The organism is Nonomuraea sp. NPDC050680 (genome assembly GCF_040654555.1).
GTDB lineage: Bacteria > Actinomycetota > Actinomycetes > Streptosporangiales > Streptosporangiaceae > Nonomuraea.
The window spans coordinates 13,671-27,466 of record NZ_JBFAIF010000030.1; the positions used below are offsets into that span (position 1 = coordinate 13,671).

General features: G+C 67.8%; 18 protein-coding genes. 10 read left to right on the forward strand and 8 right to left on the reverse strand.

Annotation, left to right across the window (positions count from 1 at the left end):
- The first annotated feature begins 35 nt into the window (after window positions 1–35).
- The 3 genes from AB0H88_RS47675 (at window position 36) to AB0H88_RS47685 (ending at window position 1,606) form a co-directional block, all read left to right on the forward strand.
- Window positions 36–518 carry a MarR family transcriptional regulator gene (locus tag AB0H88_RS47675; protein WP_357656218.1) on the forward strand — a complete coding sequence of 161 codons (483 nt, stop codon included), beginning with the start codon at window positions 36–38 and terminating at the stop codon, window positions 516–518.
- Entirely contained in the window at window positions 515–1,336 is an 822-nt protein-coding gene (locus AB0H88_RS47680; RefSeq protein ID WP_357656220.1) for a class I SAM-dependent methyltransferase, read from the forward strand. Before AB0H88_RS47675 ends, AB0H88_RS47680 begins: the two co-directional genes overlap by 4 nt.
- A gap of 144 nt (window positions 1,337–1,480) precedes the next feature.
- Entirely contained in the window at window positions 1,481–1,606 is a 126-nt protein-coding gene (locus AB0H88_RS47685) for a hypothetical protein (protein ID WP_357656222.1), read from the forward strand.
- A gap of 137 nt (window positions 1,607–1,743) precedes the next feature.
- Here the strand turns inward: AB0H88_RS47685 and AB0H88_RS47690 are convergent, their stop codons facing one another.
- Complete coding sequence (locus AB0H88_RS47690) at window positions 1,744–2,292, reverse strand: TetR/AcrR family transcriptional regulator (protein WP_357656224.1); 549 nt, start codon at window positions 2,290–2,292, stop codon at window positions 1,744–1,746.
- Between the two features lie 114 nt (window positions 2,293–2,406).
- On the opposite strand from AB0H88_RS47690, the gene AB0H88_RS47695 reads away from it, so the two are divergent.
- Window positions 2,407–3,387 (forward strand): NADP-dependent oxidoreductase, encoded by a 981-nt coding sequence (locus AB0H88_RS47695; protein ID WP_357656226.1) that lies wholly within the window; start codon window positions 2,407–2,409, stop codon window positions 3,385–3,387.
- Between the two features lie 226 nt (window positions 3,388–3,613).
- On the opposite strand, the gene AB0H88_RS47700 is transcribed toward AB0H88_RS47695, so the two are convergent.
- Both AB0H88_RS47700 and AB0H88_RS47705 read right to left on the reverse strand, forming a co-directional pair.
- Window positions 3,614–4,366, reverse strand: a complete 753-nt coding sequence (locus AB0H88_RS47700; protein WP_357656228.1) for an SDR family oxidoreductase — start codon at window positions 4,364–4,366, stop codon at window positions 3,614–3,616.
- Between the two features lie 26 nt (window positions 4,367–4,392).
- Window positions 4,393–5,262, reverse strand: a complete 870-nt coding sequence (locus AB0H88_RS47705) for a helix-turn-helix transcriptional regulator (protein ID WP_357656230.1) — start codon at window positions 5,260–5,262, stop codon at window positions 4,393–4,395.
- Window positions 5,263–5,442: 180 nt separating this feature from the next.
- On the opposite strand from AB0H88_RS47705, the gene AB0H88_RS47710 reads away from it, so the two are divergent.
- The 3 genes from AB0H88_RS47710 (at window position 5,443) to AB0H88_RS47720 (ending at window position 7,628) form a co-directional block, all read left to right on the forward strand.
- Window positions 5,443–5,565, forward strand: coding sequence for a hypothetical protein (locus tag AB0H88_RS47710; protein WP_357656232.1), 123 nt, complete (start codon window positions 5,443–5,445; stop codon window positions 5,563–5,565).
- Between the two features lie 84 nt (window positions 5,566–5,649).
- On the forward strand, window positions 5,650–6,783 hold the full coding sequence (locus AB0H88_RS47715; protein ID WP_357656234.1) for a DUF4158 domain-containing protein: 1,134 nt from the start codon (window positions 5,650–5,652) through the stop codon (window positions 6,781–6,783).
- Window positions 6,774–7,628 (forward strand): Tn3 family transposase, encoded by an 855-nt coding sequence (locus tag AB0H88_RS47720; protein ID WP_357656235.1) that lies wholly within the window; start codon window positions 6,774–6,776, stop codon window positions 7,626–7,628. The genes AB0H88_RS47715 and AB0H88_RS47720 overlap by 10 nt, the downstream gene beginning before the upstream one ends.
- A 203-nt stretch (window positions 7,629–7,831) precedes the next feature.
- Here AB0H88_RS47720 and AB0H88_RS47725 read toward each other — a convergent pair whose 3' ends face one another.
- The 5 genes from AB0H88_RS47725 to AB0H88_RS47745 form a co-directional block, all read right to left on the reverse strand.
- The gene (locus AB0H88_RS47725) at window positions 7,832–8,527 is read right to left on the reverse strand and encodes a hypothetical protein (RefSeq protein ID WP_357656237.1); all 696 of its coding nucleotides are present in this window, start codon (window positions 8,525–8,527) and stop codon (window positions 7,832–7,834) included.
- A gap of 675 nt (window positions 8,528–9,202) precedes the next feature.
- Complete coding sequence (locus tag AB0H88_RS47730) at window positions 9,203–10,000, reverse strand: CPBP family intramembrane glutamic endopeptidase (RefSeq protein ID WP_357656239.1); 798 nt, start codon at window positions 9,998–10,000, stop codon at window positions 9,203–9,205.
- 406 nt (window positions 10,001–10,406) lie between these two features.
- Window positions 10,407–10,655 carry a CBS domain-containing protein gene (locus AB0H88_RS47735; protein ID WP_357656240.1) on the reverse strand — a complete coding sequence of 83 codons (249 nt, stop codon included), beginning with the start codon at window positions 10,653–10,655 and terminating at the stop codon, window positions 10,407–10,409.
- Between the two features lie 47 nt (window positions 10,656–10,702).
- A complete protein-coding gene (locus AB0H88_RS47740; RefSeq protein WP_357656242.1) occupies window positions 10,703–10,981 on the reverse strand; it encodes a universal stress protein in 279 nt (92 codons plus the stop codon).
- Window positions 10,982–11,161: 180 nt separating this feature from the next.
- Window positions 11,162–12,007: a slipin family protein gene (locus AB0H88_RS47745; RefSeq protein WP_357656243.1), complete on the reverse strand. Its 846-nt coding sequence runs from the start codon at window positions 12,005–12,007 to the stop codon at window positions 11,162–11,164.
- Window positions 12,008–12,270: 263 nt separating this feature from the next.
- On the opposite strand from AB0H88_RS47745, the gene AB0H88_RS47750 reads away from it, so the two are divergent.
- The 3 genes from AB0H88_RS47750 to AB0H88_RS47760 all read left to right on the forward strand — a co-directional run bounded on the left by AB0H88_RS47750 (window position 12,271) and on the right by AB0H88_RS47760 (window position 13,791).
- Window positions 12,271–12,669 carry a pyridoxamine 5'-phosphate oxidase family protein gene (locus AB0H88_RS47750; protein WP_357656245.1) on the forward strand — a complete coding sequence of 133 codons (399 nt, stop codon included), beginning with the start codon at window positions 12,271–12,273 and terminating at the stop codon, window positions 12,667–12,669.
- 362 nt (window positions 12,670–13,031) lie between these two features.
- Complete coding sequence (locus tag AB0H88_RS47755; RefSeq protein WP_357656246.1) at window positions 13,032–13,403, forward strand: histidine kinase dimerization/phosphoacceptor domain-containing protein; 372 nt, start codon at window positions 13,032–13,034, stop codon at window positions 13,401–13,403.
- Window positions 13,404–13,584: 181 nt separating this feature from the next.
- Window positions 13,585–13,791 carry a hypothetical protein gene (locus AB0H88_RS47760; RefSeq protein ID WP_357656248.1) on the forward strand — a complete coding sequence of 69 codons (207 nt, stop codon included), beginning with the start codon at window positions 13,585–13,587 and terminating at the stop codon, window positions 13,789–13,791.
- The last annotated feature ends 5 nt before the right edge of the window (window positions 13,792–13,796 follow it).

The following is a 13,796-nucleotide window of genomic DNA, read 5'->3' on the forward strand; positions in this document are numbered from 1 at the left end:
TCTTAACGATCGATGCTATATAGGCGGTAAATGCGGTGACCGAGATCTCCCCGGACGAGGCCGCGTTCGTCGACCGGCTCGGGCTGTTCTTCGAGATGGTGGGCGGCCCCCGGACGATGGGACGGATCTACGGCTGGCTGATGATCTGTGATCCGCCGCAGCAGTCGCTGACCGAACTGGCGGCCGCGCTCGGAGTGAGCAAGCCGTCGATCAGCACCGTCATCCGGCCCATGCAGGAAGGCGGCCTGGTGGAGCGGCTGCCCTCATCGACCCGCGAGCACCGCTACCGGATCACACCCGGCGGTTTCACCCGGGTGCTGCAGGTCCAGCTGGATCGCATGGGGGCCGGTGCGGAGGCGGCTGAGTTCGGGCTGTCGGTGATCGGGGAGGACCGCCCCGAACAACGGGACGCTCTCGAAGAGCTCCGCGACTTCTGCGCGTTCTCCGCCACCGAGGTCCACGACGAATTCATGCGGCGGTGGGCGGACTACCGCGCGGCGAAAAGGAGAGGACGATGAAGGAGAAGGTCGACTTCACCGGCGTGGAGCAAACCATGCTCACCACCCTGTATCTAAGGGCATGGGAAAGTCGTTCGAAGGATTCGATTCTCCGGGATCATGTCGCGGCCGAAGTCGTGGATCGCATCGACTACGACTTCAGCAAACTGATGATGCGCGGCGGGGCGGGCAACCGGTTCATGCTGGCGCTGCGCGCCAAGCAGCTCGATGAATGGACCGCCGATTTCCTCCGCCGGCATCCGGACGCCGTCGTGCTGCACCTGGGCTGCGGACTGGACAGCCGGGCATTCCGGCTCGACCTGCCGGCCGGTGTCCGCTGGTTCGACGTCGATCTCCCCGATGTCATCGACCTGCGCCGTAAGCTCTATCCGGAGCCGGACGGGTACCGCACCATCGGTTCGTCGGTCACCGAAACGAGGTGGCTGGATGAGATTCCCACGGAGAATCCGGTGCTGGTCATCGCCGAAGGGCTGCTGATGTACCTCACCGAGAACGAGAACAAGCGCCTGCTCCAACAGCTCACCGACCGTTTCAGGACCGGCGAATTGCTGTTCGATGGATTCGCCCCATGGGTCGTTCGTATGACACAGCGGATGTCGAAGAGTCTGGCCCGCAAAGGATACCCGCCCTACTGGACGGCGATTCGAGACCGCCGGGAGATCGAGCGGTGGAATCCACGATTCAGGTATATCGAGGACGTCCCCTTCGCCTCGCTGTTCGCGAGGATCCCGGTAGGCGTTTACCGCATCACATACCGGCTCATGAACACCTTCCCCGCGTCCAGAGACTTCTATCGGATGTTCCGCTTCGGATTCTGACCGCGCCGGCTGATTGATCGTTTAATCTTCCGGGGTGACGGACACAGCTGAAGATCTCGCATTGCCCACTGCCCTGGCCGAGGTGGCCCAGATCGGCTTCGAGTGGGAGGGGTCGCCGTAGCATCCGCCGAAAATCGGGCGGATTTGCCTGACCTGCGGTGGTGGCTGGGAGACCTGGGTTCGCGGTCCGTCGCGGTGTACGACCGGCTCGGCGTCAGCCGCGCCACGATCTACCGTCACCTTGACCCCGACAAGCCGGTCTCGGCGTAGGCGGAGCGTGGTGCTGCTGCCCCCGATCACCTACTACGGCGGCGGGGCCAAGCTCGCCGCCATGCTGCCCGAGACTCACGGTCGCGGTCGTCGTGGTGCTGAGAGCCGCGTAGCCGCGATACGACGGCATGGCGGCTTCATGCTCCGTCGTTGCCGGCCTTGGCGATGAGCGCCGAGGCCAGCTCGGCTGTCCGGGTGGCGATCTCTCGCGCTGGGACCTGCCTGCCGCTGTCCAGCCACCAGATGATGGCCTGGAGGAACATGCCTCCCAGGAGCGTGGGGACCAGGTCGCCGGGCGCCATGGGCAGGTGCTGGGCGGTCATGTCGGCGAGGGTGGCCTGCATCCTGCGGGCGAACCAGGTGCTGCCGTTGCTGCCCAGCAGCGCGCCGTAGAGGCGGTGGTAATGGTCGATGTGCTCGAAGAACCCGGTCCACCGCTCCAGCACTGGCGTGCCGGGGTGGTCGGTCATGGTGCCGAGCAGTTCGCCCATGGCCTCGTCGAAGATCTGCTCCACGAGCTGGTACTTGTCGCGGTAGTTGCGGTAGAAGGCGGCCCTGCTGACCATCGCTCGCTCGGTGATCTGCCTGACCGTGAGCCGCTCGAAGCCATGCTCCTCGATGAGCTCGACCAGCGCCTGCCTGAGCAGGGTGCGGGTACGCCGAACCCGGACGTTCTCCCGAGACAATTTCGAGCCTCCTGTCCAGATTGAGACGGAACTCCGGTAATGAGACTGGTCGATCGGAATCAATACGGACAGCATGCCTGCTGAGAGACAACCTGTCTCCTTGGAAGGATGCTCATGAAAGCTCTCGTCGTTCCCGGATATGGCACGCCCGACTCGTTCGCCATCGAGGACCTCCCGATTCCCGAGCCCGGTCCAGGGCAGCTGCAAGTCCGGGTGGCCGCGGCCTCGCTCAACCCCGCCGACCTGCTGATGACCGCGGGCACGGTACGCGAGATGGTCCCGCTGGACTTCCCGTTCGTCCCCGGCACCGACGTCGCCGGCACGGTGACCAAGATCGGCCCCGGCACGCACGGGTTCGAGGTGGGCGAGGAGGTGTTCGGCTTCGGCGCACCGCCGTCGTTCGCCGCCGGCGTCGGCATCCCCGCCGTCACCTCCGGCGCGCTGGCCGAATACGCGACCTTTCAGGCCGGCCCTTACCTGACGAAGCGGCCGTCGAAGCTCAGCGCGGTCACCGCGGCCGCGCTGCCCAGCACCGGCATGACCGCGCTCGCTGTACTCGATCGCGGACGGTTCCAGCCACGCGAGACGGTCCTGGTGATCGGCGCGCCCGGCGGCATCGGCAGCGTCGTCGTGCCACTGCTGGCCAGGCAGTGCACCGTCATCGCCAGCGGCACCGAGCCCGACCGGGACTACATGCAGGGCCTGGGCGCCACCGACGTGATCGACTACCGCGAGCGCGACCTGATCAAGGGGGTACGGCGGCGCCACCCCGAAGGCGTGGACGCGGTGGTGAACCTCGCGCTGACGGGCGAGGCGGTCATCGCGGCAACCCAGATACTGCGTCCCGGCGGACGACTGCTCAGCACCACCCCCGGTACACCCACCCACCCGACGGTCACCACGGTGATGGGCACCACCGACCTTCGGCCCGGCACCATGGACTCCCTGGCCGCCCACGTGCTCGACGGCACGCTGCCCCAGCCAGCGACCAGGACCTATGTCCTGAGTGATGCGGCGCGCGCCTACCAGGACCTGGCGCAGGAGCACACCCGTGGCAAGCTGGTCGTCATCGTGGACCCGGAGGCGGCCCGATGATGACGCGCGCGGTGGAATACGCGGGTACGGCCGGCCAGAGGAGCCGAGCGTACAGACCGTCGCCCCGCCGGAGCCGCAAGCCGGACAGGTGCGCGTCCGTGTCCACAGCACCAGCGTCAACCCCGTCGACGTCCCGACGACTTCGACCCCGGCCTGCTCGAGATCGACTTCAGCACCCTGGCCGAGGCGGCGTAGCGGTGGGGCTGCTACGCCTGTCGTATGGCTGTCAAAGACGCAGCCCCAGGGGCGCCGCTCCCACGAGGCCGCCGTCGATGACGAGGTCCTGACCGGTGATGTACGACGCGTCGTCCGAGACCAGAAAGGCGACGGCAGCGGCGACATCGTCCGGGTGGCCGAGCGAGCCGAGTGGCACCTCCGCCGTGATGCGGGTCTCCGCGTCGGGGTCGATGGCGGACCGGTACATCTCGGTCTCGATGTAGCCGGGGCTGACGGAGTTGACGCGGATGCCACGCGGCGCGAGGTCGGTGCCGAGCGTGCGGGCGAGATTGTGCACGGCAGCCTTGCTGGCGGCGTAGATCGAGGCCGCCGGGAGGCCGCGGTGCAGGGTCCAGGAGGCGTTGATGACGACGGCGCCTCCGTCGCCCATCAGCGGCAGCGCCTTTTGGATCGTGAAGAACACGCCCTTGAAGTTGATTCCGACGGTGTGGTCGAAGTCCTTTGGGGTGAACTCTGGCCTGAAGTCCGCAATTCCGGCATTGGCGAAGACCGCGTCGAGGGCACTGCGCCAGGTCTCGACGCGCCGCATGAGGAGATCGAGGTCGGCGTCAACGCTGACGTCCGCGCGGACGGGCAGTACCCGCTCGCCGCCCAGGCCTTCTGCCGCGGTGTCGAGGCGGGCCTGGTCGCGGCCGGTGATGACGACGTACGCGCCCTCGTCGAGGAGTCTGCGCGCGGTCGCGAAGCCGATGCCGCTGGTGCCGCCGGTGATCAAAACTGTTTTGTTCGTGAGTCGCTCCATGCCGACGATCCTCGAGCGGTGCGAGCTTACGCGGCAGTGTTGGCTGAACCTGGGTCTGACACCACCACCAAGCGCTCCAGCAGGGCCTTCGTTCCCGTCCCGGGTGCGGGGGTGTGCAGCGATAGGCGGTGGCCGGGCAGTTCGGGCAGCGGCAGGGTAGTGGCCTCGAAGGTCAGCGTCCCCAGGCCGGGAATCTCCAGGGCCTTGGTGCCGTGAGTGGGGCCGCCCACGGGGAGTTCCGCCCAGATCTCGGCGAAGGCGGGGCTGGCGGCGCACATGTCCGCGGCCAGGCGGCCGAATTCGGGATCATCCGGGTAGCGGGCGGCGTCCGCCCGGAACAGGCCGATCATCGCTCGCGCCGCGTCGTGCCAGTCCACGACCGCCGCGCGGTAGCGGGCGTTGGTGAAGAAGCTGACCAGGCAGTTGTGGTCGTACTCGTTGCACTGGAACACGATCTCCGTCGCGCGGTTGACCGCGAGGACGTTCCAGTGCCGGTCGATAACGTACGCGGGCCGCGGCAGCCAGCCCTCCAGCAGTCGCCGCACGGCATCGGGGACCCGTCCTTCGGACGGCGCCGCCTGCGGCGGGTTGAGGTCGGCGAGGAGGTACAGGTGCTCGCGTTCTGCGGGCTCCAGGCGCAGCACCCTGGCGATGGCGTCCAGGACGTCGGCGGAGACGTTGATGTCGCGTCCCTGCTCGAGCCAGGTGTACCAGGACACTCCTACGCCGGCGAGCACCGCCACCTCCTCTCGCCGCAGCCCGGGCGTACGGCGGCCCTCGCCTGCCGGCATGCCCACGTCAGCGGGTGTCACCCGGGCTCGCCGCGATCGGAGGAATGCGCGCATCTCGGAACTGCGCCGCTGCCGCGCATCTGTGGAGAGCCGGGAACTACCCATCAGGTCATGCTATGTCGTGTGTTACAGACCTCGCCTGTACGGCGCGCTCACGCGTGTCGCTGCCCGGGGGTGCTGCCGGCCGGGCCGCCCTGTGGACAGTGCTGGCAGGAAGCTTGAAAGGGCTAATAGAGCTGGTCAGAGTCCCCGAGCGGCACAGCCGTCTCGCCCCGACGGACTCTGGTGGGGAGACCAGCTCGCGTCGACCTCAGCCTCGTCTCGAACACCCGCCGCATCGTCGACATGCTCGCCGAGGAGTACCCGGCCATCGATGGCGTGGTGCTGTGCGCGCGTCGGCCGCGATGAGTTGATCAAGCACTTCACGCTGACGCCGGCGACGTGGCGTTCGTGGACCCGGGGGCAGGGCGGGGCCCAGCGGACCGGCCGGGGATGGCCGTCATGGTCGCGACCCTGCCGTGGCTCGGGTTCGTACCCGATGAGGTGCGGTCGGCCCTGCCGGTGGCGGTAACCCGGCTGGCGACCGCGCTGGGCCTGCACCCGGGGGCGCTGCAAGGATACGGACAGCGGGCCCAGACCCGGTCCGACCACGTGAGCCAGGTCGCCAGGTACCTGGGTTGGAAACAGGCCGCGACCGGCAGCCAGGAGATGAAGGAACTGGAGCAGTTCCTGACCGACCGGGCGATGGAGCACGACTCCCCGACGTTGTTGTTCAACCTGGCGCGCGAGTATCTGATGTCGGCGAAGGTGATCCGGCCAGGGGCGATCGCGTTGGCGAAGATGGTCGGCACGGCCCGGGCGGCGGCCGGCGAGCTGACCTCGCACACGGTGGCGCACGTGCTGACCAAGCAGGTGCGCTGGGATTTGGATCTGCTGTTGCAGGTCGATGCCGGGCTGGGGTGCACCCGGTTGGAGTGGCTGACCAAACCCGCGGTGGAGGCCTCGGCGACGGCGGTGAAGACCTCGATCGACAAGCTGGCGTGGCTGCGCGCGATGGACGCGCACCTGCTGGACCTGTCGATGCTGCCGAACGAGCGGCGCCGGTTTCTGGCCCAGGTGGCGCGCCGGTCCACCAACCAGGGGTTGGAGCGGCGCCGGGAGCGCCGGTACCCGATCTTGCTGGCGTTCGTCGCGCAGGCCGCGATCGACCAGCTCGATGAGGTGGTCGCGTTGTTCGACCAGGCGATCTCGGCGCGCGAGTCACGGGCGAAGACCAAGACCGATGAGGCGCTGGTGGAGCGGGCCAAGACCGGCGAGGCCCGGCAACTGCTGCTGCAGGTGATCTTGCCGGTGCTGGCCGACCCGGGGGTCCCCGATGAGCAGGTCGGCGGGTTGTTGCGGGAGCGGATCGGGATGGGGCGGCTGCTGGAGGTGACCGTGGGCGGGTGGAAGGCGCTGCCCAAGGATCACGGCCGGTTGTCGGAGATGGCCTCCTCCTACTCCTACCTGCGACAGTTCACTCCACTGGTGCTGGCGGCGATCGACTTCCACGGCGGGCCGGGCACGAGCGAGCTGATGCGGGCCGTGGCGATGTTGAAGGAGCTGAAACCGCACGAATGGCCGTAAGGTCCCCGAGGGCGCGCCGACCTCGTTCGTACCCACCCGGTACGCCGACTACCTGGACAAGGCCCGCAAGAGCGGCGATTCTGCCGATCGTCGAACACGCGACCGATACCCACGGTGCCACGCTCATTAACTTTGCTCTGTTTGACCTGGTAGGGAAGGCGCTGACGCCGCGGATGCGGGACTTGACCCGGGTCACCTTGGTCCGCGACGACACCCCGACCGAGATCGGCAGACTCTATCCGCACGCCGGGCCGCTGCTGGGCGCCCGGTGGAACGAGGCCCTGGTCGCCGACTGCTGGCCGGATCTGCTGCGGATGTCGGGATCGTTGAAGTACGGCCAGGCAACCGCGTCGTTGATCGTCGGCAAGTGGTCGGCGGCCTCCCGGCAGAACACCCTGGCCACAGCGCTGAAGGAGTGGGGGATGCTGCGCCGTACGATCCACACCGCGAAGTATTTGTCAGACCCGGCGTATCGGCGGAAGATCACCCGGCAGCTCAATAAAGGTGAGAGCCTGCACGCGCTGCGCCGTGATCTGCACTACGCCCAGCAGGGCAATGTCACCAAGCCGCACCTGTCCCAGCAGACCGAACAGGCGTGGTGTCTGACAGTGTTGACCAACTGTGTGGTGACGTGGACGACGGAATATTATTCTAAAGCTGTCCTTGGCCTGCGCGCCCAGGGCCGCGACGTCCCCGACGAGGTCCTTGCCCACATCTCGCCCGGGCATAGTGACAATATCAACTTCTTCGGTGCGATCCACGTGGATGTGGAGGCGGAGCTGGCCAAGCTGAGTGACGGCTGGCAACCACTGCGCCCGGCTCAGCTACGGGAACTGGGCTTGTGAACCAGCCGGGACCGGGCACGGCGGTGATCTGAGGGAAGCGCCCGATCAGCACGGCGAAGACCAGGCTAGTAGTCGGGGTCGACGTCGAGGCGGGGGCTGGCCGAGCTCGACACCCCGGGATGGCGGTCACTGAGGCCGGCCCGGCTTCGCCAGCTGGGGATTGACCCTGGGCCGAAACGCTGAGGTGCCCAGCCGAGGTGGCCTCAGCTGTGTGGCGGCAGGGCGGACGGCGCGAGCTCGACGGCGGCACCGCGGCCGATCCGTATGATCATGATGATGGCGGCGGGTACCTGCCACAGCACGAGCGAGGGATACAGGACATAGCTCAAGGCGCCTCCCGGGGCCAGCGGCCCGCTGTCGACGGCAACACTGACCGACAGCAGTGCGTAGGCGACGGCCGCCGCGGCCGCTATCCATCCCAGCCAGCGCGGGAAGGCCAGGTAGCGCAGCGAGACGGCGGCGACGGCGGCGAGCATGACCGCCAGCGGGACGTTGGCCAGGGCGAAGGTGGCGTTCATCATGGCCACCAGCCCGGCCGACATCTGCTCCGGCGGGGTCATGGTGGCCCCGATCTGGAAGGCCTGGGCCATCAGGTTGAGCACGATCTGGGTGATGCCCGCGCCGAAGACGAGCATCGACAATCGCCCTGTGCCGCCTTCGGCGACGGCCAGGAAGGCACGCAGGCCGGAGATGAACCACAACAGCGCGGCCGCGCCGATGACGAATAGCACGCTTTGCATGAGCTGAGCCGAGCCGTTGGCGGCGAAGAACCGCACGATCTCGTCGGCCGGATCGTTCGGGCTGACCGCGCCCCGTTCGAAGAGCAGTGCCGCCGCCCCGGCCGCGACGGCGACCAGCCCGCTGGCCGCTCCCCACCGTTCCCACGCCGTCTCGTTCATGGCCACAACCTCCGGTCGGGGGATCACCAGTGCACCACCGACGGCCGCCCCGCGTACCTGGCGAAGGTCCTCGATGCCGGGGACCTTGGTCCCGACGTCGAGCAGCTGGCTGCCCTGGTTGGCCGCTCACGCGTCCGGCGGGCGGTGCGTGGCCGATCGGGATGGCGCGACGGGTGGTCGCGGCAAGGGCGTGGTCTGGTGTTGAACCCGACGGCGCGGGGCGGAGGGGCAACGCGCGTGAGGTGTCCCTCCGACCGTTTGGGTCATATGGCACATCTGGATGATGTGCCGTGGCGCCCGGCCTCCGCGACACACGAGTAGATACAGTGTCGGTGCAGGCGCGCAGCGCCCAGCGGAGTGTTCGCAGGAGGCGTCCCGCCTGGTGCTGCCCTGCGGTGGGAGCGGGCATGGATGGACCGGTAGTCTTCGCGGCGCGCATCAACCAGGCGGTGATCGTCACCGTACGGGGTGCGCTCGACACTGGAGCGGTGAACGAACAACGAGATTGAGCGGCCTCGGCGAGGAGATCGCCGGCGTGGGCCGGAACCACGAGCCGGGACGTGCCGTCCGGCCGCTCAGCTGGAACGAATGCATGTGGAGTCGAACGGCGCGGCCGGCGCCGACGCGACGCAGACAGCAGAGATCAGGGCGCGGAGTCGGCCGGTATGGTCGTCCTCAGCCGACCGGCCTGAAGCGGGTCCTTTCCAGCGTTCCCGGCTCCCACAGCACCGCGATGACGATGGCCACCACGGCCATGATCACCGCGACCGAAGGTTGATCGAAGTACGACCCCTGGATGGGGAACAACTGCCAGCCGAGGTTGAGGATCATGTGGAAGAGCGCCATGGTGAAGACGCTCCTGCCAGTGTTGTTGTACAGCCACACCATGATGACCCGTGCCGCCACAGTGGCCAGCGACCACCAGGCGATCCATGACACCGAACGGTGCGCCTGCAGCAAGGCGGCCCAATGCCAGACGGCCCACACCGTTCCCACGATCAGAGCCGCTCCCGGCGCGCCCCACCGTTCCTGCAACGACTCGACCGCGTACCCGGACCAGCCGAGTTCCTCGCAGAAGGCACCCACGAGGAACCCTGCGCCCAGCGCCAGCGCCGACACCACGGAGATCTGCGGAGCCGGCACATATGTCCCGGACAGCCGAAGATAGACGAACGACACCACCAGTACGGCGGGATACAGCACCAGGACGGGGACGTACCACCCTTTCGCCTTGATCCTTCTGAAGTCGAACGACCGTCGCAGCAGCGCACCTACGCTCGCCGGTCCGCCTCGTCGATATTCCAGGATCATCGCGGCAACGACCGGGCAGACGATCGCGAACGCGGCCAGTGGCAGACCTGGCAGGATCTGCGCCTGGCTCACCACGTGGAAAGCCAGGAACGGGATGGTGAGCAGGAAGACCAGGGCGAAGAACGTCAGGGGAGACTTCCTGGACGGGGCTTCGGTACGCATTGCTCGCCCTTCTGGAGGGGCCGGCAGCCGGAGGACCGGTGACGAAGTGTCCCGAGGGGAGGGCGACCGCTCCAGGGAACATGATCAGGGGGACACTGTGTCGCAACGGCCGCACGATCGTGTTCTGCCCTCCGTGGCAGATCATCCAGTCGGAGCGCGGCAGCAACTGCTCAACATCGTCGCGGCGGGAAGCGGGTAAAAAGTGGTGCCCCAGCCGGCCCAGGGGGGCCTCGACGTAGCCGGAGCCGCAGAACGCCATCTTGTCTTCACGGACGGCAGCGGCCTCGGCAAGGCCCACGCAGCGGGTCAACCTACCCCACGTGCCCATAGCCCAGGAGAACACCGGGACCAGCAGTCTCATCGTTATGGATCGGCGTGCCCGGCGTCACGGTGATGACGGGCGAGGTCATGAGTCTGGCCGCAGTGACGGCTGGCGGCTTCTCGCCTTCCCCGCGTGACCGCGCCATTCCGGGTCGGCTTCCATGACCAGCAGGTCGTACTCGGAGACGATGCCGACCGGGTGGCCGACGACGTCGATGAGGGCGACCGCTCCGACCGCGAAGTGGTTCATGGCGTCCACGATCTCCGCGATCGACGCCTCCTCGAGAACGGCGATGGCGGCATGTCCCGTGACGTCCCTGACGTTGATGGACATCGCTTGCCTCCTGACTTCCTTCAGCATCCGTGTACGGCGGCCCGTTCTCAGGTTCTGATCACGGCGACGGCGCTGTGCGCGTAGAGGACGTCCTCGACCACGTTGAGGCTCGGATAGTCCCGTCTGAACCTGGCCAGCATCGCCTCGGCGGCCGTCTTCAGCGCGGTGCCGACCTCATCGGCGTCGTAGAGGACCCCGGGCGCGTAGGCGTTCACGGGCAGCTGCCACGCGTGAATCACTCGGAGCGTGGCGCCGCGCAGCTCCGCCTGCTCGAACGCGTAGAGAGGTGCGGACTCGCACTCCGGCGAATAATCGAGGCCGACCACGACCTCCCTGAACGCACCCTCTTGGTGAGGCCGCACCACGACCACTGGGCAGTGCGCCTGCCCGGCCACGTGCACCCTGGTGGCCTGACGGGCCCGCCTTGGCCGGGGCGTGGACAGGCCTGGCCAAGGGTGCGGCCGGCGGTCACCATGAAGTGGCTTTGTGGTGTTCGCCTTTCAGGCTCAGCTGCTGGCCACGGGCATGGCCCCGTTGGCCGCGGGCGCCGCATCTGCCCCGGTGCCTGCGGCAGGAGCCGCAGCGGCTTCCTTTTCGCGGGCCAGGAAGGTGCCGAGTTCGGCGATGGTGGTCATCAGCGGGGCGGGGAAGACGACGGTGGTGTTCTTGTCCACGCCGATCTCGACCAGGCTCTGCAGGTTGCGCAGTTGCAGGGCCAGGGGGTGGGCCATCATGATGTCGGAGGCCTCGCCCAGCGCAGCTGCGGCCAGGTGCTCGCCCTCGGCGTTGATGATCTTGGCGCGCTTCTCCCGCTCGGCTTCGGCCTGCTTGGCCATGGCCCGCTTCATGGTCTCGGGCAGCTGGATGTCCTTCAGCTCCACCAGGGTCACCTCCACGCCCCAGGCGACGGTGGTGACGTCGAGGATCTGGCGGATGTCGAGGTTGATGCGGTCGGTCTCCGACAGCGTCTCATCCAGGGTGTGCTGGCCGACGACCTTGCGCAGCGTGGTCTGGGCGATCTGGTCGATCGCCGCGCGCACGTTCTCGATCGCCACGACCGACTTGGTGGCGTCGACCACCTTGAAGTAGGCGACGGCCGAGACGTCGACGCTGACGTTGTCGCGGGTGATGATGCCCTGCGACTGGATCGGCATCGTGACGATCCGCAACGACACCCGGCGCATCACGTCGACGATCGGGATGATCAGCCGCAGTCCCGGTTCGCGCACCCCCTGCACCCGGCCCAGCCGGAACAACACGCCCTGTTCGTACTGCTTGACGATCCGTACCGCCAGCGCGAGCACCAGCAGCACCGCGGCAACGATGATCACAACGATGGTCCAACCGTTCATGGGCAGGCTCCGTCCGGCTCGCGGCGACGCCTCACCGGCGCCGCCGTTGAGGGCGGCCCCGGCCTGCCTCGCTGCTGGAGGCAGGCCGGTCAACGTCCCCCTGCAGGCGAGCCTGCTCCCGGCCCGGCCCGCGCGACAGAGGCGAAAGGCTCTACAACCGGCTCGTCTCCAGGGCAGCCGGAACCCCTGGGGCGTTCGGCGGCACGAGGCGGGACTTTCTGCCCTGTCCCGACAAGGCAAGGCCTGGTCACGGTGAGCATGTGATGTGGGATGACGTAGGGAGCGGCGAGCTGGAGGTGTTGTCGCCTCCGCAGTGCCTGGAACTACTGGGATCGGTGACGGTGGGCCGGCTGGGTTTCACCCAGGGGGCGCTGCCGGTGATCTGGCCGACGGATTTTCTCCTGCATGGCGAGCAGGTGGTGATCGGGACCGGGCGTGGGGGTGAGTGGACGGCCGCCACAGCCGGGAGCCTGTCGGTGGTGGCCTTCCAGGCCGACCGGCTGGATGAGCGGGGGCGCGCGCTGTGGTCGGTGCTGGTGGTCGGCCAGGCCCGGCTGATGCTGGCTTGCCCCGCTCTTTCCGGCTGGGCGGACGCGAAAGGTCGCTGCATCGTCATCGACATCGTCAAGATCCAGGGCAGGCGCTTCGCTCACTGCCACTGAACCGTCACCAGGCCGCACCGTCCGGCGCGTTCTTTCCGAACCGCGACAGGCGTAGGGTCGAGACCAGGAGAAAAGTGACAGACCCGGGCCGGGCAACTTTCCGCCGGTTCAAAAACCCAGGCGTCGCCCAAGACCCCGGCAGCATCCATCAGAGCACGCCAGCGCAGGCAATTCCATCGTTGTCCCCGCGCCTCCCCTGACGAGCAGGGGTGTGAAGTCCACGGCGGGTGATGGGCACTGTCGCGGCCCTGGTCATCGCTTCATGAACGGCCATCAGCGTCGGCGACCACTGGACCTCCCGCCCGGGACCCCATCCCGGCACGCAGGACGGCGAGCCGGTTGGCGCAGCGAGGAACGCCGCCATGTACGGCACCGACTCTCACCAAAGCAGCCTGCGGGAAACCGACCCCGCCGGCCACATGAACGGCCCCGCACAAGCGCCACCACACCCGGCCGACGACTACCGCATCGCCGCCGACCTGCACGACATCCTGGTCAACCAGATCTTCACCGTCAGCCTCGACCTGCACGCCGCGCTGAGCCTGACCGGCGACGACCAGGCCAAGGCGCGCATCACCCGCGCTATCGGCGGGCTGGACCACGCCATCACCGACCTCAGGCGCACCCTGTTCGACCTCGAACGGCACACCTGGCCCACCGACGTGCATCCGGCCGGCCACGGCCAGGCTCCCTGCGGAGCGGGCGAGTGCATAGCGCCACTGTCAGGCGGGTGAGGCGCCGAACAAGACGCGCGTTCCAGTTCCAGCGGCCCTGGCGGAGGTCGTCGCGGCGAGTGGAGCATGCTGGGGTGCTGTACTTGGCGTTCGGCTGCCTGTTCACAGACGTCCAAGCCAGTAGAGGACCCCGATGGATGGGGAGAGGCCGACACCCGTGCCAGAATCCGGCTTGACGCTCATGCGGGCCAAGAATAACCCGCTCTTTGCGGACTCGGTGCTGTTCGACATGTACATGCGCGCGCTGAGTGAGGTGCTCGGCAAAGACGAGATCCGCGTCGCCCTGGACGAGCTGAACTTGTCGGCGAGCAAGCTGCGGCGCACGCTGATCTCCGACGCCCGCCGGGTCCTCTCCCTCCTACGGAGGAGTTCGCGGCCTACGAGATAGCCCGA